This is a genomic window from Paenibacillus allorhizosphaerae (assembly GCF_042659105.1).
GTDB lineage: Bacteria > Bacillota > Bacilli > Paenibacillales > NBRC-103111 > Paenibacillus_G > Paenibacillus_G allorhizosphaerae.
On the sequence record NZ_JBHSRV010000001.1, the window covers coordinates 263,797 to 287,919 of the forward strand.

At 52.1% G+C, this 24,123-nt stretch carries 20 protein-coding genes; 3 read left to right on the top strand and 17 right to left on the bottom strand.

The annotated features are described in order from the left end of the window. Positions 1 to 32 precede the first annotated feature (32 nt). Positions 33 to 173 carry a hypothetical protein gene (locus ACFQI7_RS01040; RefSeq protein ID WP_218096551.1) on the top strand — a complete coding sequence of 47 codons (141 nt, stop codon included), beginning with the start codon at positions 33 to 35 and terminating at the stop codon, positions 171 to 173. A gap of 229 nt (positions 174 to 402) precedes the next feature. Beyond that, complete coding sequence (locus ACFQI7_RS01045; RefSeq protein WP_218096552.1) at positions 403 to 1,353, top strand: AraC family transcriptional regulator; 951 nt, start codon at positions 403 to 405, stop codon at positions 1,351 to 1,353. Positions 1,354 to 1,467: 114 nt separating this feature from the next. Here ACFQI7_RS01045 and ACFQI7_RS01050 read toward each other — a convergent pair whose 3' ends face one another. The 14 genes from ACFQI7_RS01050 to ACFQI7_RS01115 form a co-directional block, all read right to left on the bottom strand. Then, positions 1,468 to 2,244 carry a ThuA domain-containing protein gene (locus ACFQI7_RS01050; protein ID WP_218096553.1) on the bottom strand — a complete coding sequence of 259 codons (777 nt, stop codon included), beginning with the start codon at positions 2,242 to 2,244 and terminating at the stop codon, positions 1,468 to 1,470. Between the two features lie 161 nt (positions 2,245 to 2,405). Next, complete coding sequence (locus ACFQI7_RS01055) at positions 2,406 to 3,431, bottom strand: Gfo/Idh/MocA family protein (protein ID WP_218096554.1); 1,026 nt, start codon at positions 3,429 to 3,431, stop codon at positions 2,406 to 2,408. An 83-nt stretch (positions 3,432 to 3,514) separates the two neighbouring features. Then, a complete protein-coding gene (locus ACFQI7_RS01060; protein WP_218096555.1) occupies positions 3,515 to 4,738 on the bottom strand; it encodes an MFS transporter in 1,224 nt (407 codons plus the stop codon). 40 nt (positions 4,739 to 4,778) lie between these two features. Beyond that, positions 4,779 to 5,546, bottom strand: coding sequence for a ThuA domain-containing protein (locus ACFQI7_RS01065; protein ID WP_218096556.1), 768 nt, complete (start codon positions 5,544 to 5,546; stop codon positions 4,779 to 4,781). An 18-nt stretch (positions 5,547 to 5,564) separates the two neighbouring features. After that, positions 5,565 to 6,953, bottom strand: a complete 1,389-nt coding sequence (locus tag ACFQI7_RS01070) for an MATE family efflux transporter (RefSeq protein ID WP_218096557.1) — start codon at positions 6,951 to 6,953, stop codon at positions 5,565 to 5,567. Between the two features lie 86 nt (positions 6,954 to 7,039). Next, positions 7,040 to 7,768 (bottom strand): phytanoyl-CoA dioxygenase family protein, encoded by a 729-nt coding sequence (locus ACFQI7_RS01075; protein WP_218096558.1) that lies wholly within the window; start codon positions 7,766 to 7,768, stop codon positions 7,040 to 7,042. A gap of 20 nt (positions 7,769 to 7,788) precedes the next feature. Next, positions 7,789 to 8,775: an alpha-L-fucosidase gene (locus ACFQI7_RS01080; RefSeq protein WP_218096559.1), complete on the bottom strand. Its 987-nt coding sequence runs from the start codon at positions 8,773 to 8,775 to the stop codon at positions 7,789 to 7,791. Between the two features lie 55 nt (positions 8,776 to 8,830). Next, positions 8,831 to 9,892, bottom strand: coding sequence for an alpha-L-fucosidase (locus ACFQI7_RS01085; protein ID WP_218096560.1), 1,062 nt, complete (start codon positions 9,890 to 9,892; stop codon positions 8,831 to 8,833). A 23-nt stretch (positions 9,893 to 9,915) separates the two neighbouring features. Continuing rightward, positions 9,916 to 11,523, bottom strand: coding sequence for a type 2 periplasmic-binding domain-containing protein (locus ACFQI7_RS01090; RefSeq protein WP_218096561.1), 1,608 nt, complete (start codon positions 11,521 to 11,523; stop codon positions 9,916 to 9,918). A gap of 23 nt (positions 11,524 to 11,546) precedes the next feature. Next, entirely contained in the window at positions 11,547 to 12,446 is a 900-nt protein-coding gene (locus tag ACFQI7_RS01095) for a carbohydrate ABC transporter permease (RefSeq protein WP_218096562.1), read from the bottom strand. Next, positions 12,440 to 13,393, bottom strand: coding sequence for an ABC transporter permease (locus ACFQI7_RS01100; protein ID WP_230414574.1), 954 nt, complete (start codon positions 13,391 to 13,393; stop codon positions 12,440 to 12,442). The genes ACFQI7_RS01095 and ACFQI7_RS01100 overlap by 7 nt, the downstream gene beginning before the upstream one ends. A 162-nt stretch (positions 13,394 to 13,555) precedes the next feature. Continuing rightward, positions 13,556 to 15,265 (bottom strand): sensor histidine kinase, encoded by a 1,710-nt coding sequence (locus ACFQI7_RS01105; RefSeq protein ID WP_218096563.1) that lies wholly within the window; start codon positions 15,263 to 15,265, stop codon positions 13,556 to 13,558. Beyond that, complete coding sequence (locus tag ACFQI7_RS01110; protein WP_218096564.1) at positions 15,262 to 16,818, bottom strand: response regulator transcription factor; 1,557 nt, start codon at positions 16,816 to 16,818, stop codon at positions 15,262 to 15,264. The genes ACFQI7_RS01105 and ACFQI7_RS01110 overlap by 4 nt, the downstream gene beginning before the upstream one ends. 251 nt (positions 16,819 to 17,069) lie before the next feature. After that, positions 17,070 to 17,948: a hypothetical protein gene (locus tag ACFQI7_RS01115; protein WP_218096565.1), complete on the bottom strand. Its 879-nt coding sequence runs from the start codon at positions 17,946 to 17,948 to the stop codon at positions 17,070 to 17,072. A gap of 122 nt (positions 17,949 to 18,070) precedes the next feature. Between ACFQI7_RS01115 and ACFQI7_RS01120 the strand changes: the two genes are divergently transcribed. Then, positions 18,071 to 19,525, top strand: coding sequence for an esterase-like activity of phytase family protein (locus tag ACFQI7_RS01120; protein ID WP_218096566.1), 1,455 nt, complete (start codon positions 18,071 to 18,073; stop codon positions 19,523 to 19,525). A gap of 185 nt (positions 19,526 to 19,710) precedes the next feature. Here the strand turns inward: ACFQI7_RS01120 and fdhD are convergent, their stop codons facing one another. The 3 genes from fdhD to ACFQI7_RS01135 all read right to left on the bottom strand — a co-directional run bounded on the left by fdhD (position 19,711) and on the right by ACFQI7_RS01135 (position 23,993). After that, a complete protein-coding gene (fdhD, locus tag ACFQI7_RS01125) occupies positions 19,711 to 20,529 on the bottom strand; it encodes a formate dehydrogenase accessory sulfurtransferase FdhD (protein WP_218096567.1) in 819 nt (272 codons plus the stop codon). Then, the gene (locus ACFQI7_RS01130; RefSeq protein ID WP_218096568.1) at positions 20,526 to 22,841 is read right to left on the bottom strand and encodes an FdhF/YdeP family oxidoreductase; all 2,316 of its coding nucleotides are present in this window, start codon (positions 22,839 to 22,841) and stop codon (positions 20,526 to 20,528) included. Before ACFQI7_RS01130 ends, fdhD begins: the two co-directional genes overlap by 4 nt. A gap of 255 nt (positions 22,842 to 23,096) precedes the next feature. After that, positions 23,097 to 23,993: a phytanoyl-CoA dioxygenase family protein gene (locus ACFQI7_RS01135; protein WP_218096569.1), complete on the bottom strand. Its 897-nt coding sequence runs from the start codon at positions 23,991 to 23,993 to the stop codon at positions 23,097 to 23,099. Between the last annotated feature and the right edge of the window lie 130 nt (positions 23,994 to 24,123).

Here is a 24,123-nt window from a genome sequence, read left to right on the forward strand (position 1 = left end):
TTCGCATTCGTTTTCATAATAAGTCCTTCAGCATGACGTTGGTAAGCGTTTTCCAAATGATCCGTTTGACCGTTGTTCTGCGCAGGCTGTTGATCGAGTGCGTATTGCAGCGGCAAGTGATCGGCTTTTTGGGGACTGCGTATTGTGTGACGCTGCACCGCGCAGGCGTATAGAGAAAACCGCCGCATATGTTGATTTCTTCTGCTTCTTTTTCAGTATAGAGTGTGCAGCCTGGGCTGTCTTTTCAAATTCACGCCTTATTTTTGCAATTTTCATGCTATAATGGGGCCGTTAAGAGAAAATGGCAGCACCGATACTCTAACAAGGAGCTGCCGCTTCCCTCAATCAGCCTCGTCTTGAAACCATCCCGATCTAATTCAGAAGATCAAAGGAGGAAAGTACGTGGTCCCCACTATAGCGGCATGCCAAAAAAGCAGCTTGTACCTAAATGAGCATGTAACGAGCCTTCAGGGGCCTCCGGCCTCCTTCTTCATTCATTATTGGGGAGGCAAGCCGCGGCATCGCGGCAACATGCCTCATGCGCATTCTTTTTTTGAGATATGTTATGTGGCTGAAGGGGTAGGAACTTATGTTCATAACGGCATAACGTATCCGCTTCGCCAAGGCACGCTTTATTGCTCCAAGCCTAACAGCTCCCACCATATCGAGAGCGAGGACGGTATGCTTCTGCTGTTTGTCGCCTTTGACCTTATCCAGGAAGCTGCTGACCCACAAGTCGTACAAACGTTCGAAAGATTAAAACGGTTTCATCATATGTTTATCGCCGATGCGGAACAATCCGCGGCAGTGCTCACTTGGAAAGCGCTCATTGCCTATTGTTCGGGAGAGGCGATCGATTATCCTATGGCTGCGGAGAAGCTTGCCCATTCGCTGCTGCTGACGTCGCTCTCGATGTTTTCCCGGTATAGCGAATCCTTCACTGCGGAGCACGCAACTGAGCCCGTGTACTCGGGAGCGCTGAAAGAAGCCAAAGACTATATCATGAACCATCTGTCGAACAAATTGACGCTCAAGGAGCTGGCTCAGGAGATTCACTTGTCGGAGAGACAGCTCTCCCGCCTGCTCTCAGAGCAGCTCGGGCTGACTTTTCCTTCCTGGGTTCGCAATGAACGCATAAAGCGAGCCGCCTATCTTCTTGTGTATACCGACATTAACATCGAGGACATATCGTCCGAAGTCGGCTTCGAGACGGTGCATTATTTCAGCAAAGTGTTCGCCGACTTGATGAACATTACGCCGGCCAAATTCCGCAAATCGGTGCGCAGCAATGAGCTGGACTTCGCTCTGCTGCACCGTTATTTGCAGGCTGCGGTCAACCGAAGCTTATCCTAAAAGCGTCGGGTATTCATAAACGGCGATGAATCATTGCAAGTTCGTTCGTCCTGTGTATATCAAAAAACGGCTCCCCGCAACTGCAAAAGGAGCCGTTTTTTCGTGTTATGCCGGTCAAACCGATTCGATCCGATTCCCGTGGCCGTCGCGGTGGAATCCTTTAATCTTCTCTAGCGACGGCACGTTGCCCGTCGTAATCGAAGGCGGAGCGTTCAGCGGAGCGACCCATCGCGCCGCATTCTCAATCACCTTCAGCACATCCTTGTTATAATACGTCGGATATTCCTCGTGGCCGGGCCGGAAATAGAACACTTTGCCTTTCCCTCTCGTATAAGCATTGCCGCTCCGCATCACTTCGCCGCCTTCGAACCAGCTCATAAAGATCAGTTCGTCCGGCTCCGGAATGTTCGAGGGCTCGCCGTACATTTCTTCGTGAGGCAGCTCAATGTACTCGCCTATGCCGTCCACGATCGGATGGCCAGGCTTAAGCACCCAGAGCCGTTCCTTCTCATGCGCTTCCCTCCACTTGCCGCCGCCGGTCGTGCCCATCAGTCGTTTGAACAGCTTGGAGCCCGAAGCCGAATGGAGAAAAATCGCCCCCATCGCCCCTTCGATGATACGGCGGTGCAACTTGTCGACGATAGCGTCGGACACCTCTTCGTGTTTGAGGTGCGACCACCAGATGAGAACGTCCGTCTTCTCTATCACGTCGTCCGGCAGCCCTTGATGCGGATCGTACAGCGTGGCGGTAGCGATCTCAAGGTCAGGCGCATTTTCCAGATAGTCCGCCAGCGCTCTGTGAATTCCTTCCGGGTAAATTTCTTTGACAACAGCCAGACGCTGCTCATGGTAAAACTCGTTCCATATCGTAATCCGAATTTTTCCCGCCATTATACATGTACCCCTTTCTCGGCTACAAGGCTTAGTACATTGAAGCGCGTCTGCCGCGTCATGCGTTGACCGGTCTGAATCGGGAGCCGTATTCATTTCGGCTTCGGGCACACGGCGGATCCCGCGGATGGCCGCAGCTCGCCGTCTATCGCTTCCTCCGCTTAATATGCTTGGTAAAACCCCGTATCCAGCCGCACAACCTTGCCCGTTTTCGATGATTCCACCGCCGCGCCCACCATGGAGAAGCTGATGAGATTGTCTTCGATTGAAGTGGCCGGTCTGCGGCCTGCACGCACCGCTTCCACGAAATCGTTCACCGTGTACGCTACGTTGTGGTATTCCAGCTCCTGCAGTTCCAGAGGACGGCGCTCCTCTGCTTCCGTTACGTGGTACGCCATGCCGTCCGCAAACTCCAGCGCTCCTGCGTTCCCTACAATCCGGAAGTTGCCCGTCCAGGTCGAGTCCTTGCCTTTATTGGCGCTGCTGGCAAAATAATTGACGTGAATCCCGCCTGCGAACTTGAGGATCACGGATGCCGAGCTGTTCCCGCCCCGATCGTTCCAGGTCGGTGAGAAGCTGCTTGCAAACAGGTACACCGGCTCCGCATTCAGCAAATACCGCATCAAATCGAAGTGGTGGATGCTCAGCTCCGTCAGCAGCGGCTCTTCACGATTTCTTCTCCATTCGGCCTGCGGGCCTCGGTTCCGGGAGCCGTCCCGCGCAAACTGCCATTCCACGACCTCGGGCTTGCCGATCAGCCCCAATGCCAAAGCCGTTCGAATTGCTTTCATTTCCGGCGTCCAGCGGTAGTTTTGGTTGACGGATACGACCTTGTCATATTTCCTTGCAATGTCAAGCAGCGCAAGGGCTTCCCGGAAATTCGACGCCATCGGCTTTTCCACGATTACGTGCATACCGGCCTCCAGGGCGTCCCGGGTTAACCGGTGGCGGGTCGGCGGCGGCGTAATCAGAAGTGCGAGATCGGCTTTGACCGCACGGAATGCTTCTTCATGCGACGTGAAAGCCGGTACGCTCCGGTCCGCGAGCAGCCTCACCCCTTCCGCGAGCTTTTCTTGCTGTACCTCTGCGATGGCAACGAGCTCTATCGATTGGACGGCCTGGATGTGCTTGAGCCAATAGGTCCCGAATCCGCCCACGCCAACCTGAATCACTCTCATTCGTTCCATTTGCATTCCTCCTTGAACGGACTTGTCACATGAAAATAAGTTGTGAATTTCGGCGTACAAAGCATTCGGTACTTGCCCGCTATCTACGCCTTACTCTCCATTCCTTCCGGCCGGTTGCGAAATTTGCGATCGGATGGGAGCAGGAAGCCGATGACGCCGAACAGCGGCATAAATGTACAAGCGACGATGACGGCGGAAAGACTCGTCAAATCGATCATCGCGCCGACAACAACCGTGCCGATGGCACCCATTCCGAAGGCAAGACCGGTAATGAGACCGGATACCATGCCAATCTTTCCAGGCACCAGCTCTTGAACGTATACTACCGTAACCGAGAAGCTGCTATGATTAATAAGTCCTAGCATCATAAGCAGCGGATACAGCCACAGCTCGCCGGCGTATGGAAGCAGAATGCCGAACGGCGCAGCTCCCAGCACGGATAACAGCATAACGGCTTTCCGCCCGATGCGGTCCGACAGCGGACCGCCAAGAAACGTCCCCACAATGCCCGCTCCCGCGTAGAGGAAAATATACATCTGCGCCTCCGGGACGGACATCCGGAATTGCTCCATCAAATAAAAGACGAAATACGTCCCTACACTGGACCCGAAGAGCGATCTGGCAAACGCGATCAAGATGATGACAACGATCGCTCCGACAACTCGCTGCTGCTGAACATTCACTCCCTCGGCGTCGGACTTGCTTTTCGTTCCTCTCGAAGAAAGCAGCAAGCGGTCCTTATACCAGCGGGCTACCCACATTTGGAGTGCCGCCCCGGCCGCAGCGACCAAGGTGAACCAAACCGCTCCCTTTTGCCCGAACGGATAAAAGATAAGCGCCGTCATCAGCGGAGCCATCGCGCTGCCCGCATTGCCGCCGACTTGAAATAGCGATTGCGCGAAGCCTCTCTTCGAACCGGCGGCGAGGTAAGCGATCCTTGCACCTTCCGGATGAAACATAGCCGAAGCCGTGCCTACGAGTATAACGGAACAGAGTACCGCAACATAACCTGGTGCATAAGCGAGCCCCAGCATGCCGAACAAGGAAAGCAGCATGCCGGATGGCAAAATGTACGGCGTCGGCCGCGTATCCGCGAATGCGCCGACAAAGGGCTGCATCACGGAGGAAGAGAAATAAAGAATGAACGTGATCAAGCCGAGCTGCGTGTAGGACAAATGCAGCGAATCCCGCAGGATCGGGTAAGAAGCCGGGATAACGGCTTGCAAGGAATCGTTGATCAAATGAGCGATGCTAATGACGAGCAGAATCGGATAAACCGTCGGGTTCGGGTTACGTTCAGTCGGCATAAAGCCCGGTTCTCCTTACGGATTTCATGTCATAACCCATTTACTCGACCCGGTTGCCGCGGCCGTCGCGGACAAATCCGTCAATCGGCTCGATCGAACGTACATTTCCGCTCGTCACATCCGGCGGAGACGCCAGAGGCGCTGTCCAGCGCGTCGCGTTCTCGATAATTTTGAGCACGTTGCCGTTATAGTACGAAGGGTATTCCTCGTGGCCGGGCCGGAAATAGAACAGCCTCCCCCTGCCCCGCGTATACGTAATCCCGCTACGGAAAATTTCGCCGCCTTCAAACCAGCTTGCTAGAATAAGCTCGTCGGGCTCCGGAATATCCCAATATTCGCCGTACATTTCCTCCTCTGGCAGCTCGAAATACTCAGGAACGCCGTCGACAATGGGATGCCCCGTCTTAAGTACCCACAGCCGTTCCTTCTCATGCGCTTCCCGCCATTTGTGGCCGCCGGCCGTACCCATGAGTCTTTTGAACAATTTCGAGCCAGCGGAGGAGTGCAGAAAAATCGTCCCCATTCCGGCGATCACGCGCCTATACATCTTGTCGACCAGATCGTCGGGCACCTCGCCATGCTTCAAGTGCGACCACCAAATCAGCACGTCCGTCCGTTCGATGACCTCGTCCGGTAGTCCGTGCTCCGGATCATACAGCGTCGCTGTCCGAACCTCCATGTCCGGCTGCTTTTGCAAATGGTTCGCGATGACCTGGTGAATGCCTTCCGGATACACTGCCTTAATGTTATCCTGGTGCTGCTCGTGCCAAAACTCGTTCCAAACCGTCACTTGTATTTTCTTAGACATCGCCGCATACCCCTTTCCTTACGTTTCGATCTCCGAGCGTACGCTTGTTGTCGCATTGTTCTGCCCGTTCCATGGTCCGAATCCCCACATCGCCCTCTTTTGCCGCCAACGCATAATATAAAGCGCTCCCCGGACATATTCGTCCAGCGTCATGGCCGCGTAAATACCAAGCAGCCCCCAATGCAGCGAGATGCCGAATACGTACGTCAGTCCGACCGAAACGGCCCACATGGACGAAACGCCGACCACCGCGATAAAACGGGTATCGCCGATCGCGCTAAGCGAGCTGATGAACGTGTTGCACACCATTTTGGCGGGCTGCAGGATCAAGTTCATGAGTAAGACGGAAACCCCTAATACGAGGATGTCGTTGTCCGATGTGAACCATTGCAAAATCACCCTTCCGAAAGCGACCAGCAATACGGTGTTGACCATGACGACGGCGAGCCCCGTTCTCAGCACCCGCCAAGCCGTTTCATATGTCTCGGATAGCCGTGCAGCACCGTAAAGCTGGGCGATTTGAATTTGTCCGGCCATCGATAATGACATCCCCAGCAAAAAACAAAACGATTCCAATGTATTCAAATAAGTTCTGGCAGCTAATTCCGTTGCACCAATCGAGGCGATGAGCGCGAATATCGTAATTTGCGAGAACGTCCACGAAGCTCCGTTAATCGACATCGGCCAGCCGATGCGCAGCACTTCCTTGAGCAGCGGCCACCGGAACAAATTGTAATCGCGCCGCTTGATGGGCTCCGAGAAGGCGCTGCGCAGTACATACAGCAAGACGATCACGGCAAGTCCGCGGCTCATGACTGTAGACAGCGCAACCCCATACAGTCCCCATTGCGGAAATCCGAGCGCACCGAAAATAAACAAGTAATTAAAAAAGACATGGACGATATTCATTCCGATTGAAATATACATAGGGCTTTTGGTATTGCCGGTATTGCGGATGATCGTGCTTAAAGCTAGCATCAGGCTCGTAAACATCGTGCCGCTTCCGACAACCGATATATAAGTAACGGCCAAGGGTTGAAGCTCCATCGGGATTTGCAGCCATGCCGAAACCAGGTGCGCACCGAAATAAAGAAACGCGCTCACGATAATGCCGAGCCCGAAAGTGATCTGCAGCGTCATGACCGCTACGGTCCTGGCGTCTTGTTCCTGTCCGGCCCCTATTTTCTGTGCAATGAGTACCCCTGCACCGCTCGTGATCATCATAAACAAAATGATAGCCGACATGAAAAATTGATTGCTGATCCCAACAACCGCTACGGCATGGTCGGAAATTCGGCTCACCATAAGCGTATCGGCGGTTCCGATCATGAATTGCAGCAGCATCTCAATCATGATGGGCCAGGCAAGCACCCAGAGGGACAACTTGGTGTGTTTCTTCGTCGTCATCGGTCGCTTCCTCATTCGTATTCAAATCGCAAACACCTCCCCAAATCGCCCAGCCCATTCAGGGAGATGCCTGCTTTATTAAAAATCTATTCTACGTAAACGTACTGATCGCGCAAATAAGGATGATACGTAGGATCCAGAATTTCCTTTTGCTCCTGCGTGAGCATCTCAAGCAATTCCGGCGTACGGTCATATTTCCTCCATGCGATCATGAGCGGAGCGTACTTATACAGGAACGATCGTCTTTGCTGTTGCCCCTGCCACGGGAAGGTGCCGTGCGTCAGCGCCTCCGTGAAGATCAGCAGATCCCCTGCCTTCTGCGGCACATGAATCGTCGGTCCGATTTCATCATAATGCCTGTATTCCTCCGGCAGCTTAAAGCTCGCTTTATGGCTTCCGGGTACGCAGCAGAAACCACCGTCTTCCGGCCCGATATCCGATAGAGCGAACGAATACACCGTCAGCCCGCTGTATACGCGGTCATTCTGAACATAATAAAATTGTCCGGGATCGAACGGGTTGTTCCCGCCATGAAGCTGCAGCGGCTTGTCGCCCTTATTATGGATAATCGCGTACTCGTGATCGAGCCGGTAGTGTCGTCCGAACATGGCCTTCAGATACGGTTTGGTATTCGGATGATTTATCAAACTCCGGAATCCGGGTTCCTCCCACATCAGGAAGTTCCGGATCGGCTCGCCGGCCGCCTGTTTTTCGTCGATCGCCCGGTTCATTGCAGCGAGTTCTTCCTTGCTTAAGACGTTCTCCACGAGAAGATAACCTTGAATGTCGAACAAATATTTTTCTTTGCTATTCATTTGAAACCCTCCATTCGTTGTTATCGTACGGCTGCCGACGACAGCCCTGCATGTAAAGCCTTTAATTGCTCCATAAACGGCTGCTCGATCAGCCCGTCATGCGATATGGGCACATCCCAGGTGACGACACCCTCGCTGTCGTTGACATGTTTCGTGTAGCCGATGACGAACTCGTCCGGAAGGCTCGGTTCGCCCTGCCCCCAATCGGATCCGAGGAAGCTTAATATGTGATACTGCCTGCCCTCGAGCCACCGCTCCTGCTGCCCGACGGGGAATGACCGGATGACTTCCCCTCCGATATAATCTTCATGCTCCGTGCGGTGCGAGATGACCGGCACGATGACCCCCGGATTGAAAGCGACGATGCTGTCCGGATTGCCGGCTCTCATGGCTGCCGCGAAGCTTTCGAAATTCGGTGCGTCCGGGAACCGGTACATCTCGTCGGCGAAGTAGCAGCCGTCGATCCACCACCCGTTCACCTTGTTTCCCCAGCGCAACGACCATTCGGCAATGACGGCCTCCCATCTCCGCTGAAATTCCGCAAGCCTTTTGCCCGTACGCTGCCGATTGTGACGGTTTCCCGTACCGGGAATGTAGCCGTTCTCCCACTCCAGCTTTTCCATCGCAATCGGGTCCCGGTCCGGCGCACCGCTCGGCAAATAGACAAGCAGCCTGATGCCCTTAACGGCTAATGCGTCCGCCAAATCGTTGACCAAATCCCTTTTGGAGCATTTGCTTGGCTCTATGCCGACGATGGAATCATACGTTTCGTTAGGAGCGCAGTAGTGGCCTGTATTTTGGCCGAGAGTGAGATAAAAGTACTTGGCCCCAACGCTGTCCAGCTGGGAAGCGAGCCCTTCCACATCGAAGCGATCCACCCGTTCGTTCCACTGCCCGGCAGACAACGTGCTTCCTGCCGCGGCATCCTTCGGGGGTTTGGGCAAGTAGTGGCAAAACACCCCCCATTTCGCTTCTTTAAACCAGTCGACACTTCTCCTCGTTTCCATGCCACCCTTCCTTTCCGGCGGATCTTAGAATACTGCATGCGTCGAGAAAACTCTATTAACTGCCAGACACCGACAAACCTTGATTCAATGCCTGCAGCTGTTGGATGAACGATTCCGGTATACATCCGTCGTATGTAATCGGTACATCCCACGTTATGACGCCTTCACGCTGCCGGACCAGCTTCGTATAACCGATCACAAGCTCGTTTCCAAACCGGGGATTTCCTTCCCCCCACGACAATCCGAGATAGCTTAAGACGTGGTACTGCGCGCCGTCCACATAACGTCCCTGGTCTTGGCCGAATGGAACCGGCAGCACCTTCGAGATTTCTCCAGCCGTGTAATCTTCATGCTCCGTATGGGAGATGACCGGCGTAAGGACACCGGGATTGAAGGCTACAATGCTGTCGGGATTGCCGGCTTTCAGCGCAGCCGTGAAGCTTTGGAAGTTCGGCGCATCCGGGTGGCGGTACATCTCGTCGGCAAAATAACAGCCGTCGATCCACCAGCCGCTCACCTTGTTCCCCCATCGCAAGGACCATTCCGTGATGACGGCTTCCCAGTTATTCTGGAATTCCGCCAGCCTTTTGCCCGTCCTTACGCGCTCAAGCTTGCTCTGAGGCACGGCATTCCGGGTGCCTTTCTCGGTAGTGACGACAACGAGCTGCTTTGCTTCCGGGCTCCGGGGCTTTCCCCATCCGCCTTCGAAACCCCACTCCCAGCCCAGTCTCTCCATGGCGGTACGGTCCGCAGCCGGCGCGCCGCTCGGAAGATAAACAAGCAGCCTGATGCCCCGGCCGGCCAAAGCGTCGGACAGCTCGCCGATCAGATCCCGTCTGGAGCATTTGCTCGGATCGATACCGACGATCGAGTCGTACGTTGCGTTCGGCGCGCAGTAATGTCCCGTATTTTGGCCGATCGTGATGAAGAAGTATGGGGCTCCCACGCTCTCCAATTGTGACGCGAGTCGTCCCACATCGAAGCTGTCGACACGACGGTTCCATTCCTCTGCCGTCAGATGCCTGCCTTCGTTCGTGCTCGGGGGAGTAGGCAAGTAGTGGCAGAATACGCCCCACCCGGCTTCCTTGAACCAATCGGTATTCGTTCTTTCGCCCATGTCGTTACCTGCCTTTCCTTTATTTATTTTTTCATCGTCTTGTCATATTCCCGCTGCGCCACTTCCATCGTTTTTGCGCCGCCTGCTTTTTTCCATTCATCCACAAACTGGTCGAACTGGCCGACCGGACGCTTGCCGATAATGAAATCGACGTAGTTTTTGAGCGTCATCTGATCCAGTCTGTCCTTCACCTCGAAGTACTCCGGCATATCGACCGCAGCGAGAATGTCGTATTTCCCCTTGGCGACGGCTTCCGCATCTTTGCGCATCTGTCTCAAATTGCTCTTCGTCGCGTAAGGCGCCTGCATGTCGTAATCGTTGAAGGAGGTGCCGTATGCTTCGCCGATGCCGAATTTAATTCGTTCCTCTTCTTTATCGTAAGGCGGAATATATTCGAAATCGCCGCTTTCCGTTACACGATATGTTTTTCCCTTTTCTCCGTAGACAAGCGATTCATAAAATTGCGGGTTAAACGACCTTTCCTCGGCAATCTGGATATACCGGATCATCAGCTCGCGGTTTTTCTCCAGCGGCTTGCCGAACTGTACGCCCGAGCTTATAATCGGATTGCCCTGCGTCATGCCCTGTTTTCCGTCCGGTCCTTTCGGACCTGCAAGTAAAGTCCATTTGGCATTCGGATTGTTCTCTTTCGTTTTGTCATGGAGCAGTCCCGAGAAGAAAGCTTCCCTCGGCAAAAACCTCCACCACGAATCCTGCACCATGCCCACTTTCCCGGAAACGACTTTATCTTCGACGTTCGTTGACTTGTTGAGCACAAACTCGGGGTCGAGCAGATCCTCGGTGTACCACTTATTCAAGACGGTAAGCGCCTGTTTCGCTCCCGGCTGAACGTCACCCCTGACGATTTTGCCGTTTTCCTCATAGAATGCGCCCGGATAGACGCCGAAAGCTCCAAATACGGAAGTGAAGATTTGCTCCAGGGAGTCGCTTCTGCCCGTTAGCCCATACGTATCCTTCTTGCCGTTGCCGTCCGGATCGTCGTTGCGGAATTTGCGCAGCGCGTTCTCCAGCTCATCGAGCGTTTCCGGTTTCTTCGTGATGCCGACTTTGTCCAGCCAATCCTGACGTATTCCGAGAACGCGCTGCGTCGGTCCCAGCGTCCAAATAATCGGCATAGAGTAGTTTTTGCCGTCGCGCCGGGTATACTTGAACGGATCGTCGCCCAGGTGCTTCTTTAGCCATGCCATATACTTCGGCGCATATTTTTGCAGCAGTTCTTCGGGTATTTCCGCAACCGCGCCTTCTCTGACCAGCTTGTTATAATCGGGAAAGCGCAAATCGCTCCATGTATTCGGAATTTCGCCTGAAGCGATTTTGAGAAAAATCGCGTCTTTTCTTGCGTTAACATCGTTTGGAATCGGCAGTAGCTCGATGTCTACATTGAATTTTTGCTTGATCAGGTTGTATGCGAACCCGTTAACGTTCATTTTGTCGAAGTTCGAGCTGTAATTGACCATTCTCAGCTTCTTGGCAAGCGAGCCTTCGTCCGGGCTCGGCGCGGTTCCGCCGGGAGACGAACCTTTGCCGCCGTCACCGGGTGCGGTGCAGCCGGCAATCAGGCCCGCAAGCAGCGCAGCGCTCGTGAATGCCGTTACGACTCTTTTTTTCATAAGAAAGCCTCCTTCAATGGAAACTATCCTTTCACGGAGCCTAACATGATGCCTTTGACAAAATATTTTTGCACAAAAGGATAAACGACCAGCATCGGAATCATGGATAACATAATGACCGTCGCCTGCAGCTGCCTGCCCGAAAACATGTTTCGCTGATCCACCTGGTTCAGCATCGCATTGAATTCATCCATGTTGTTGTCGACGATGATTTTGCGCAGCACAACCTGAAGCACCTGCTTATGCGGATCGGAGATGTAAATCAGGCTGTCGAACCACGCGTTCCAGTGGGTGACGGCCACCCATAAAGCGACCGTCGCGAGCACCGGTTTCGATAACGGGATAACGATTTTCCAGTAGATGAGAAAGTATCCCGCGCCGTCCACCTTCGCGGATTCTTCGAGGCCTTCCGGAATCGACCTGAAAAAGTTCCGCATGATCAGCACATTGAACGCGCTGATAAGCGACGGCAATATGAGCGCCCAAACCGAGTTGTACAGCCCCAAGTTTTTGATCAGCAAGTAGTGCGGAATGAGCCCGCCGCTGAACAGCATGGTGAACAGAATCATCGCGGTAAACAAGCTGTTGAAAGGCAGCTCCTTCTTGGACAGCGCATAGGCGAACATGGACGTAAAAACCAGGCTTAGCACCACGCCGACGGCTGCGCGAACGACCGAATTGTAAAACCCCCACCATAACGATTTGTACTTCAGCGCGACCAAATAACTGCCGAATGTCCATTGTTTCGGAAACAGCAACACCTCCGTTGAATAAAGTGCACTTCCTGAGCTTAACGAGATCACAACCTGGTTCCAGAACGGAAACAAGGTGATGAACATGATGAGCAGTACGATCAAATAAAGAACGGCGTCGACCAGCATTTCCCCCAGCGGCGTTCTTCGGAAATAGGCAGTTCTCACCATAACGAGTGATCCTTCCCCCCCATCGCTTTCACCGCCTTATTGACGGTCACGATCAAAATTAAAGCTATGACGGATTTGAAGAGGCCCACAGCCGTAGAATAGCTGTAATTCGCTTCGATGAGACCTTTGCGGTATACGTAAGTGTCGATAATATCCGATACTTCGTACACGGTCGGATTATACATATTGAAAATTTGGTTAAAACCGGCGTCCAATATATAGGCCATCCGCAAAATGAGCAGGATGCAGATCGTCGGCAGAAGCATGGGGAACGTAATGTACAGGATGCGTTTGAACCGGCCGGCCCCGTCGATGAGCGCGGAATCGTATAATTCCTGGGAGATGCCGGCAATGGCGGCAAAATAAATGATCGAATCCCATCCGAAACTTTGGTAAATGTCCGTGATGACCAGAATCCACCGAAAGTAGCTCTGCTCCGCCATATACATAACGGGAGTAAGATGAAACATTCTCATAAAACCGTTCACGGCGCCTTCCAGGGAAAAAAGACTGATGAATATACCGGACAGGACGACCCATGAGATGAAGTGAGGAAGATAGGAGACGGTTTGCGCCACTTTTTTAAAGATCATATGGCGTATTTCATTCATGAGGAGCGCGAACAGCACCGGTGCGGGAAATCCGAAGAGCAGCTTAAGCATGCTGATGATGATGGAATTTTTGAGCACGGTGTAAAAGTACGGATCGGAGAACGCTTTGTCGAAATGCTTCATGCCGACCCACGGGCTGGCGGCAATGCCCTGCAATATTCGGAAGTCTTTAAAAGCGATGACGACGCCGGCCATCGGGATGTAGTGAAATATAATGAAATAGGCGATGCCCGGCACCATCATCAACAGCAGCACTTTATGCGATCTCAAACGCTTCATCAGACTCGATCTGGCCGACACGCTCATTTGCCTGCTTAGCACCGCTGCGTTTTTCAAAATACCGCCTCCCCGTTGTCGGCATCATTTCTTCAATGTTTGCGCTTTCATTATTTACTTCATCATATTGGATTCGGGGCTAAATTAAATTATCAGATTTTTTGGAAACATCTCGCGATTTTACGATATGTGCGGATTCGGGCGATCGGGGGCATGTTCGCTCTACGAATTGCGCTTCTCGACAGGCAGCCGGAGTGTAATAATCGTTCCTCGGCCTTCCTCACTGTCGATATCAATGCCGTATGCGTCGCCGAACGCAAGCTTGATTCGGTCATTGACGTTTTTAAGCCCGTACCCATTGGAGGCGGCGGTAAGCAGCCGGCTGCTTATTTCCTCGCCGATGCCGGGGCCATTATCCTCTACTGCAAATTCAACGTGCTTCTCCATAAGAAGTCCTTTGATCGTCAAACTCCCCCTCCCCTCCGCTTTATGATCGATTCCATGCAGTATCGCGTTCTCCACAATCGGCTGCAAAATAAAATTCAACGTCCAATAATCGTACAGCCGTTCGTCGATCGCATAGTCCACATCAAAATTACGGTCGTGCATGACCAGCTGAATTTCCACATAACATTTCGTATTTTCAAGCTCGCTTCGGATCGGGGTCATCCGCTCCCCTTTATTCAGGGCGGTGCGGTAAAACCGGGATAACGTCGTTACGACATGGCTTATATCCGCAGCGCCGAGATGCAGCGCCTTCCAGTTAATAACCGAGAGCGTATTATACAAAAAGTGTGGGTTAATCTGCGATTGCAATATGCTCAGCTCCGCTTCTTTCTGGAGCAGCTTATTATGGTATGCCTCCTGGATCAACTCGTTAATTTGCTTCACCATGATGCCGAACCGGTTGGTCAACTCGCCGATTTCGTCTCTGGAGCTGCTGCGGATATCGATCGTAAAATTACCTTGCGCGACGAGCCGCATATTCCGGTTGAGCGCTACAATCTGCTTCAGAAACGTGCGCGAAAACAGCCATATCAAAAGCATAAGAACGGCGATACACAGCAAGACGATGACCACCGTTGCGCCGACAATCGTTCCGGCCCCGGGAGAGACGTACGGCACCGGCGCATAGTAATAGATCGTCCATCCCGACTGTGGAACTTCGCGTTTCACGACGAACGATTCAGCCCCGTTCCATTTCGCGACTCCTTCTTTGGCGACCTGCGCATCGATAGCCCGAAGCTCCGGTTCATCAGCATGGCTTGTTTTTTGGCTAAACAATATATCGCCCTGTTCGTCCGCTACGACGATCCCGTATTCCGGCATATCCGAATCCAAATGACCGAACAAGCCGACATAATTGAACTTCATGGTCAGCAGTACGAAATTATGGTTTACATAGTAATCGGAGAATCTCCGAGTCAAAAACAATTCCCCTTGATCGTAAGCCCACACCGGAATCAAGCTGTCATGCGAAGCTTTATACCACGAGGTATCTTTGACCCTTTCGTAGGATTGAATCATCGATCCGTATTCCGGCATCGTTTGCGTGTAAACGGTCAGGTTGGTGATCTCTTTATTCAAATACAATATGGTTTGAAACAAAGGCTCCAAATGATCCCGCAAATCATACGATAAGTTGGCCAAATCCGAGTAAAGGTTAGTGAAAATTCGCTGTATGGAAGAATTAAATACGATGAGATCGGTCATATTGTTGTATTTCCCGATTTTGTCGTTCATGCTGTCGGCCATCGTGTTCACCGTATCTTTCATCCCCGACATTACCTGCTTCTGGATGAACCGCTTGGACTGCTCGTAAGAATAGCCGCCGAGGACGATAATCGGGATGATCGTGATAACGATGTACGACAAAATCAGCTTCTGCTTAAAACGCAGATTGATAAAAAGACTGAGGAGCCGGTTGATCATTCGAGCTCCTCCCTGTATTGGGCCGGCGTCACACCGACGTAGTTTTTGAACAGTGCACCGAAATACGAAAGGTTACCGTACCCCACCAGAGAGCCTACATCGACGATTTTCATATTCGTGTCGCGCAAGTATTGTTTTGCTTTCTCGAGGCGGTATTGCGTCAAATATTTGATGAGGCTGACTCCGGTTTCTTTTTTGAACAAATAGCTCAAATAGCTTGGAGAAAGAAACACCCGGTCGGCGATTTCCTCAAGACTGATGTCCCTACCGTATTCTTGATGGATCATATCGAGGATCTGCTTCATGTCCCTCCTGCCCGGTTTACCGTAAGCGCCGTTATGGATTTGGACCCCTTCCTCCAAAAAAACAAACAAAACGTCCTTCAACTCACGAAGATTCCTGCATTGATAAATGTCCATCGCCGCCTGCTGGATGGTCTTCCGTCCGTACGCGCCAAAATGGTCTACCATCTGCTTTACCAGCTGCGTGCACAAATATTTGACATATACGGTGGAAAACGAAGTGCTTCCCTCCAAAGCTTCGAATAGACGCCCGATCCCTTCTCTGGCGTATGTATATTGCTTATTCTCAATCTGCCCGGCTACCCGTTCCATCCGCTGCTCGATCGTATCCGTTTCCTCGTGAGTGCCGCTCCCCGTGTCTTCTGTAAACATAATGAATGGAGTATCCATGAAAAATTTATACTCCGCTTTTTTTTCCATCTCATTGAATTCGGTATGAAAGCTCCCCTCGGATGTTAAAACATTGCTGAAGATGAGGTGAAAATCTTCCCCATATTGCTGTTTCAAGCGGTTCTGAAGACGGGCTCCGAGCTGTTTCAGTTCCTCTTTAGTGCCGTCCCGACCGGGTTTTATTTTAAAAAATAGCAAACTCTGATATTCGTTCAAATTCATGTAGTCGAACGGTTGATCCGGCACGGCTTGGCTCACAGTTGTAAGTTCCAATGCGCATCGATCAAAAAATTTCCTTTTGCAATCCAGGAGCAGCATTCGGGAATAATGACCTGCGCTCCACCCCTCGTTAGTGCCGCTGTCGACCGGCAAGCTCTGACCGGGAGGCGATCCGTGAATCAGATCCAGCAGCCGCTTTTCCTTCGCGTGCTTCATTCCGGCAGAATATCCTTCCAGAACGACCCGATTCCATTCCTTCTCTTTCCTATTCTTCTCGCACCAGCCGATCACTTCGTTCATCACTTTGGAGAATTCATCGACTTCGATCGGCTTGAGCAAATAATTGGCCGCTTTCAGGTGCATCGCTTGCTTGGCGTATTCGAACTCGCTGAAAGCGCTGAAGAAAATGATTTGCAGGTCATCGTCCAGCTTCCTTGCTTCCGCAGCCAGCTGCATGCCGTCCATGAAAGGCATTTTGATATCGGTCAACAAAATATCGATTGCGTTCTCTTGCACGTACTCCAGAGCCTTCGCGCCGTTCTCCGCCTCCGTTACCCGCAAGGGAAGCCCGTACTGCGCGATCAAAAATTTTACGCCTTCGCGTTCAATCTTCTCATCGTCAACAATCAGGATGCTGTACATGGGAACCCTCCTAAATAACTCGCAATGGATAACCGTTGTATTTAGGCTTGCTGAACGAATCGCCATGATGTCGGCAGTGCAGATAGACGGACATAATACTGCGATGACAACATGATTGCAAATATTAAATATTATTAATAATTAATTCCATTAAATATGTCATCCGCCGTGCGATGAGCAGCTTCTCAATCGCACGCGCTTGAGAACACATCCTGTATCTCTTGTAGCGCATCAAGCGTATCCATTCAAAATCAATGCCGTCGAGCCCATTGCATTTCCAAGACGCGGCTTCGAGTATCGGATGGCTTGTACTGTTTCAGGAGCCCTTGATCGAATATAAAAAAGGCATATGCATCATCGTTGCCGATTTCAATGAAGCGTATTCCATCCTCCATAAAAAGGGATGAGTAAGAAGGTGTTTCGTTGACGGTGTCGGGGAATAGGCTCGATTCCCATTGAAGGACTGCGGATTCGAAGCGACCTTGTTCCGGAACCCAACGGTGGATCTCGAGTGCCGGCGGCACCCAGTCCTTCTGATTGCCGACCCACTCGGGGAACCCGTCGTCGTCAAGATCTGTCGAAATGGCGTTGTGCCCCTGAAAATCGATGATGTTCCACGAGTCCGTATCGTGGTGGTAAACCACTAACCCCTTCTTTGCACCGATGTTGCCGAATGGGATGTTTATAACGGCACCGGACATTTCTCCGTTAATGAAATGTAAAGGAGTGATCCAATCCTCCTCATCCCCGTTGCTGGCGGACAACCGCCCCAAACGCTTCCATTCCGATTTCGCACCTTTAAGATACCCGGTGAGGTTCGTGAACGGGGTATCGCCATCGCCTGAATACACCACAATCTCCGCCTCACAGTTCGGGAGGGTAAAGCTGCGAACAAGCTTCGCATCGCCGGAAGGCGTGCCCGGCTCGAGCGGTTGCTCTACACTTTCAGCGAAAGGAATGACCGCCTGTTCCGGAAACAAATCCGGCCGGTAAGCAGCCTGCACACGCTGAGGGTTCTCGGCGGTAGAGGCGGCGCCGCTGTTCGGAGGATTCGTCTGTCCTTTGCTGCAAGCGATGGCTGTCAGCAGCATCAGCAAGATGACAGCGGTGCGCAGCAATGTGTTCGTCAAAGGATATCCTCCATCCCTGCAATCGATTTACAAAACATTTAAAGTGCATTAAAACGACGTTAACAATATGCTGATATGATCAGTCTGTGACAAGAATACCATCGAAAGGGGAAATACGGCAAATGAAGAAAACATGGCTGATCGCCGCTTTGGCGGCACTCACGCTTACGGCCGCGACTGCAAGCGTAAATGCAGCAGTGGTGACAGGCAATACGGCGGAAACGATCAAGTACACGAATAACGGACAAGCCGTCTCCCCCTCCTCTCCTGCCGTCAATATTGACGGCAGTCTGTATTTGCCCATTCGCGCATTGGGCGAAGCAACCGGCAAATATGTGAATTGGGACGAATTCCGAAGCAGCGCAGCGTTGACCGACATCCCGAAGCTTACAGGCAAGTATAAACTCGACGCTCCGGACTTGGCGGAAGGGATTAAGATGGGCGTCGGTTCCTCACTCATTCACTTGCCTGGCGATCCGGACAATGTCTTTTATTCGACGGCTGACCGCGGCCCTAACGGGGAGCTCGACGTGAACGGAACGACCATCCGTACGTTTCCACTCGTTAATTACAATCCGACCATTTATAAAATCGAGCTTGCGGAAGGTAAAATAAAAATAATCGATCAGTTTCCTTTGAAAGTAAACGGAATTAACCCTGCTACCGGCAATGCCAACATTACCGGTCTGCCGAATAGTAAAGGCCGGGACGAAGCGCCTTATGACGCAAAGGGGGAAAAAGAACTAGCGTATGATCCCTACGGTCTTGATGTGGAAGGGATCGCGTATAACCCGAACGACGATTCGTTCTGGATCTCCGACGAATACGGTCCGTCCATTGTTCACGTGAAGCGTGACGGTACGCTGATCGAGCGCATCGTACCGAAGGGCTGGGCGGCTCAGGTAGACACCCCCTTAGTGCCCGCCCGTGAAATGCTGCCCGCCGTATACAATAAGCTGCGGCAAAACCGCGGCGCCGAGGCTGTAGGCATTACACCGGACGGTAAATACATGTTCATGGCGATGCAAAGCCCGCTGCGTAATCCGAACAAGGATACCGACCAATCGCGGCAATTGCGCATCATCAAGTTCGATTTGGCCGCTTTGGCGCCGGTAGCCGAGTTCGCTTATATTGCGGAAGACGCGAAGCAATTCAAAGGGCTGAAGCAAGCCGATATTGTGATCTCCGACTTGGTCGCCGTAAACGAGAATGTGCTGCTCATCGACGAGCGTGACAAAAACGCAGGAAGCGACGCCCAACTGAAACGCATCTTCTCCATTGATTTGTCGAACGCGACCAATATACTCGGCAAGTACGATGATCAAATGGCTGCCCGGAAGACGCTGGAGCAAATGAGTATCGATGAATTGAAAGCAAACGGCATCATGCCTCCGTCCAAGCGCACCGTTCTGGATCTGGTCGCTTTCGAGTATCCGTACGAGAAGGTGGAAGGGTTATCGCTCGTAAACGGCGATACGATCGTCATCGTCAACGACAACGATTTCGGCATAGGCAGCAACTCAACGGAAAACGGCACGGAATTGTGGACGTTCAAACTGCCTTATTTATTGGAGTAATTGCTTTGATCAACATTCAGCCCGGCCAAGACCGCATCGGTCGCCGGGCTTGTTTTATGACTAATCGATCAAGCCGCAAGGGTCGATGACCAAGATGCTTCGCTGCTCTTTTTTCAACCGGAAGCTAACCGATTCCGGCCTCGCCTCCTTCCGTTCACACCGCTTTCGGTTCCACGCCTGCGAACCTAACTTTCTTCTGCATCGTCTGTCCGATCAATACCGAAGATCCGCTGCGGATGCGTATACACGTTAAGCTTACCGTTCCTCGCAAAACCGATAGCCGTGATGTTCAATTCCGTCGCGAGCTGTAAAGCCAAGTCCGTCGGCGCGGATTTGGAAAGAAGAATGCCTGCCCCTATTTTGGCGACTTTCAGGATCACCTCCGAAGAAATCCGCCCGCTGAAGGCGATCACCTTATCCGCCGTAGAAACGCCGTTCCGAATGCAATGACCATAAATTTTGTCCAATGCGTTATGTCTTCCGATATCCGAACGCGTGAACAGCAGCTCTTGCGTGCTGCATAAACCGGCATTATGCAATCCCCCCGTACGCTGAAACTCGGCGGATTGCTCCTGTAGCTGTCTTATAAGGTACAGACACTGTTCTGCAGTAAGAGCAGTGTCGCTTTTTGAAGCTTGCGCCGTTCTCAAATCATTGTAAAAATAAAACGGTCTGCTTTTACCGCAGCAAGAGCCGATAAACCTTTTTCCATAACTGTTTTTAAAAATGGACGATGTACGCTTTAACTCTATGTAGGCAAAGCCTTGATCTTCCATAATATTAATGTCATTAACATCTTCCATAGAACGAATAAAACCTTCCGCCGCAAGAAACCCGACTACCATATCCGTCAAGTCGTCAGGCGAGCAGACGATCGTTGCAAACTCCTCCCCGTCGATTTCGATCGTCAAAGGGGCTTCCGTGACGATCTCATCTTCCTGCCGGAAAAAGGTATCTCCATCGTATTTGACGATATCCCATATACCCGTGACAGATCGTTTCATAGCTTTAAGGTTCCTAGATGATTTTGATCGTCCCGCGACTTCTCCACCACCGCAGTTGTGTTATATTCCGGGATGTTCGAGTATGGCTCATAAACGCCTTTGGGCATCAAGCAATTGCCTTCCGGCCAAAATAGCGCGATGTTGCCTGCCTGCATGCGCCCGAATTTCGTTGTCCCATGAAACTCGCCATGGTCGTTGCGTACTACGACGGAATCGCCTTCCGAGAGCCCAAGCGTCCTCCCGTCTTCCGCATTCATCAGCACGTCACGGCGTCCCGCACCGTTGAAAGAATCTTTTTCCCCGTAAATCATCGAATTAAACTGCTTTCCACGGCGGGTCGTCACATGGAAGTGCCCTTCCGGCCTGTTTAGATCGGGAACTTCGACCGGAATCAAGCGGCCTCGTCCGTCGGAAGTGGGGCAAATCCCGCCTTCGCACAACCAAGCTCCGCCCCATTGAAACACATCCCCGGCCTTTTCCAAATGCTGGATGCCGTCATAATTCGGCGCTGCCGCCGCAATTTCTTGACGTATGACTTGCGCATCCTCGAACCAAACAAGTTCTTTGCTCTCCGGCTTGACCCTTGCCGCCAAATCGATATAAATGGCCCACTCCGGACGGGCCTGATCGATTCTCGGACCTTCGATCTCCGGCGAAAAATATACCATTCGCTCCGTCGAAGTGGAAGTTCCTCCTCCCGGCTGCTCATACCGGGTCATTGCCGGCAGTACAATGACAGCTTCACTGGCATCGGCAAGCGTCGAGGTGTTGAATATAATGTCCTGATGTACCCTTAATTCCACACTTTCCAAGCATTGCTTGGAATAAACGGGATCGGGCATCGTCTCCAGAAAATTGCCGCCGGACATATAGAAGAGCCTTAGTTTCCGCTCATGTCCTTCAGGCAGCAAGGCGTTCTGAAGCGATTGCCCTACGGGATCGCCTTGCCATTCCGGGATCGAAAAGCCCCATAGCCGCTCGAGCCGCCGGGCATGCTCTGCATTGAAATCGCCTCCGGGCAAACTGTACGGGTCCGCCCCCATCTCCCCGGCGGCCTGCACACCGCTGTGTCCGCGTATTGGCATCAGTCCGCAATGCGCTCTCCCCAAAAAACCGCGGAGCAGCGCCAGATTCGCCACCTGCGATATGTTGTCGGTGCCGAAACGATGCTGCGTCAGTCCCATGCTCCATACGAACACGCCGGATTTCGCCTTCGCCAACGTGTGAGCGAATTCACGCATGTTTTGCTTGGAAAGTCCCGACGATTGCTCGAGCAAACTCCATTCCTGGTTCATCACATGAGCCTTCAGTTCCTCCATCCCTTGCGTATGCTCATTGACAAAATGACGATCAATCGCTGAACCCGGCTCCTGTTCCTCCATTTCAAACCAAATCTTCATGACGCCATGCATGAATGCGATGTCGCCGCCGATTTGCACCGGATAAAACGCATCGGCCAGCCTAGTTCCGAACAAAGCGGATTCCGGAATGGATGGAATCCAATATTCATCCATAGCCGGTTCGTAATACGGATTGATCACGATAATTTTGGTACCTTGACGCTTGGCGGCATACATGTATTTGGTCGATACCGGCTGATTGGCCGCCGCTACGCTGCCCCAGAACACGAGCACATCGGTTCCGATCCAGTCCTTGTAGCTGCAGCTGGATGCGGCAATGCCTACCGACCGCTTCAGTGCGGTTTTGGATGGGGCGTGACAAATCCTCGAAGCATTATCGATATGGTTGGTGCCAAGAAATCGGGCGACTTTAGCTCCTACATAATACGATTCGTTCGTAATGCCCCGGGCAGTCATATAGAAAGCAAGCTGCTTCGGGTCGATGTTTTTAATTTTCGTGGAAATGCGGTCGAGCGCTTCATCCCACGTCAAGCGTCTGAACCTGGGATCTCCCTTTTCGCGGATTAGCGGGTACGGAATACGGCCTAAGTTCCTTAATTCCGTCCCGTTCATTTGCCGCAACCGCGTAATATCCGTTTCGAACACGGCTTCGGACATGGCGGGCATCGTATTGAGCTTCAACAAGTTCAACCGGGTTGTGCACAAATGAGGCCCTTCCAACGTCTGATCTTGCAAACCAGCTACACCCAGGGCGCATCCGTCACACACACCCTGCGTCAAAATACGATACGCATATGGGAGCGCATCCCGATTTTCCCAAGCCACCTTCAGCGTTTCGCGAAGATGCCGCGGTTTCAGTTTACTGAAACCAAAAGGCATCATGCTCACCCACAGCTTCGGGTCCGGTTTTCTTGGCAGACGGATTCGACCGCTATGCTTTGTGTTTCCCACAAAACCACCTCGCTTCCCGTTTCGCATTACCATGTATACCTTATATATAATTTTAACAGGTAAGCGCTATCACAACAATTTGGATTTATTCTCTTTCCTAAATGTGAAGCCGCTGGATGTTGGGGCAATACAACGACGAAAAAGCAGCCATCGCCGACAATCCGTACGATAACTGCTGCTTCCAGCCAAGACCTGCAATGCACGCTGTGATCCTTTTGCGTGTAAGAAGCTCCGTGCAACTAGGCCCCCCAAAATTTACACGCCCCATTCTTTACGGGCATCCTCCATAGACTTCGTCGGTGTTTTCTGCCATGCGTAGTGTCCTTTCGGTTTGGCCCCGATCCATCGTTCGTCTACGGGCTCCGATGCCAGCTGATAACGCGTATCCGCGCTGAGCCGGTACCGATCCGTCATGTTATTCGTAGACGCATGCATCATAAACATGCCGAATATAATTGCGTCTCCCGCTTCAAACGACGTCGTCGCCCACTGACCGCCGTATTTTTCGACGATTTCGACCGGATCTTCGGAGAACCAACCTTTGGCTACATTATCACGGTCTACATCCAGCCTTCCGTATGTTTCTTTGATTTTGTCGAAGTGCTGCGATCCGAGCAATAACGTGAGGGTTCCCATCTCGATCGGCGTATCGCCGAGTGGTGTCCACATCGTGTATACATTCGGGGTTCCACGGCCCATATACACAATATCGTAGTGAGCTCCCGTGTTCCCTCCCCGTCCTACCGCACGCGGCCATTTATAATCATAGGTCATCGATGGACCGTCCAGCAGCCGATCAAAAAAAGCCATAACGGAAGGACCGCTGACCAGCTGCACAAACGTCGGAAATCGTTCCTTCAATTGTTCCGCTCCGGAGCCCCAAATCCCGCCTTTGTTATCCGGACCGATTCTGCCTTCTTCGAGCGGCGCGCCGGAATCGAGTCTCCCCATGGAATGAAGATTGCGAACAAATTCCATTCTTGCCTCCAGCACCTGCTCGCGGTCGTGAAATCCGCGAAGCAGCAAATAACCGTCCTGTTCTAAACGCGCCCTTAACGCTTCCGTATCGTTGATCATATCGTTGGAGCTTCTAAGCTCCGCTAGACCGGCACTCCCCGTATCATATTCCCGGCTTCCGATTTGCACCTTCATCGCAAGTTCCTCCACTCCATTTGGCTATCCTTGTACCGAACAAGTCCAGACTATCAAATCTGCGGAAGCTCGTATTTATCGAAAAGCGCATAATTATTGCGCAAAAAATATCAACAGGTTGGCATCTTCA

Bases quoted from the DNA above. Each gene is read 5' to 3' on its own strand.
- ACFQI7_RS01135 (WP_218096569.1), bottom strand. From the start codon at position 23,993: ATGAAGGTGCAAATCGGAAGCCGGGAATATGATACGGGGAGTGCCGGT.
- ACFQI7_RS01070 (WP_218096557.1), bottom strand. From the start codon at position 6,953: ATGACGACGAAGAAACACACCAAGTTGTCCCTCTGGGTGCTTGCCTGG.
- ACFQI7_RS01120 (WP_218096566.1), top strand. From the start codon at position 18,071: ATGAAGAAAACATGGCTGATCGCCGCTTTGGCGGCACTCACGCTTACG.
- ACFQI7_RS01105 (WP_218096563.1), bottom strand. From the start codon at position 15,265: ATGATCAACCGGCTCCTCAGTCTTTTTATCAATCTGCGTTTTAAGCAG.
- ACFQI7_RS01080 (WP_218096559.1), bottom strand. From the start codon at position 8,775: ATGGAAACGAGGAGAAGTGTCGACTGGTTTAAAGAAGCGAAATGGGGG.
- ACFQI7_RS01085 (WP_218096560.1), bottom strand. From the start codon at position 9,892: ATGGGCGAAAGAACGAATACCGATTGGTTCAAGGAAGCCGGGTGGGGC.
- ACFQI7_RS01040 (WP_218096551.1), top strand. From the start codon at position 33: ATGACGTTGGTAAGCGTTTTCCAAATGATCCGTTTGACCGTTGTTCTG.
- ACFQI7_RS01110 (WP_218096564.1), bottom strand. From the start codon at position 16,818: ATGTACAGCATCCTGATTGTTGACGATGAGAAGATTGAACGCGAAGGC.
- ACFQI7_RS01050 (WP_218096553.1), bottom strand. From the start codon at position 2,244: ATGGCGGGAAAAATTCGGATTACGATATGGAACGAGTTTTACCATGAG.
- ACFQI7_RS01055 (WP_218096554.1), bottom strand. From the start codon at position 3,431: ATGGAACGAATGAGAGTGATTCAGGTTGGCGTGGGCGGATTCGGGACC.
- ACFQI7_RS01065 (WP_218096556.1), bottom strand. From the start codon at position 5,546: ATGTCTAAGAAAATACAAGTGACGGTTTGGAACGAGTTTTGGCACGAG.
- ACFQI7_RS01095 (WP_218096562.1), bottom strand. From the start codon at position 12,446: ATGGTGAGAACTGCCTATTTCCGAAGAACGCCGCTGGGGGAAATGCTG.
- fdhD (WP_218096567.1), bottom strand. From the start codon at position 20,529: ATGAAACGATCTGTCACGGGTATATGGGATATCGTCAAATACGATGGA.
- ACFQI7_RS01060 (WP_218096555.1), bottom strand. From the start codon at position 4,738: ATGCCGACTGAACGTAACCCGAACCCGACGGTTTATCCGATTCTGCTC.
- ACFQI7_RS01090 (WP_218096561.1), bottom strand. From the start codon at position 11,523: ATGAAAAAAAGAGTCGTAACGGCATTCACGAGCGCTGCGCTGCTTGCG.
- ACFQI7_RS01075 (WP_218096558.1), bottom strand. From the start codon at position 7,768: ATGAATAGCAAAGAAAAATATTTGTTCGACATTCAAGGTTATCTTCTC.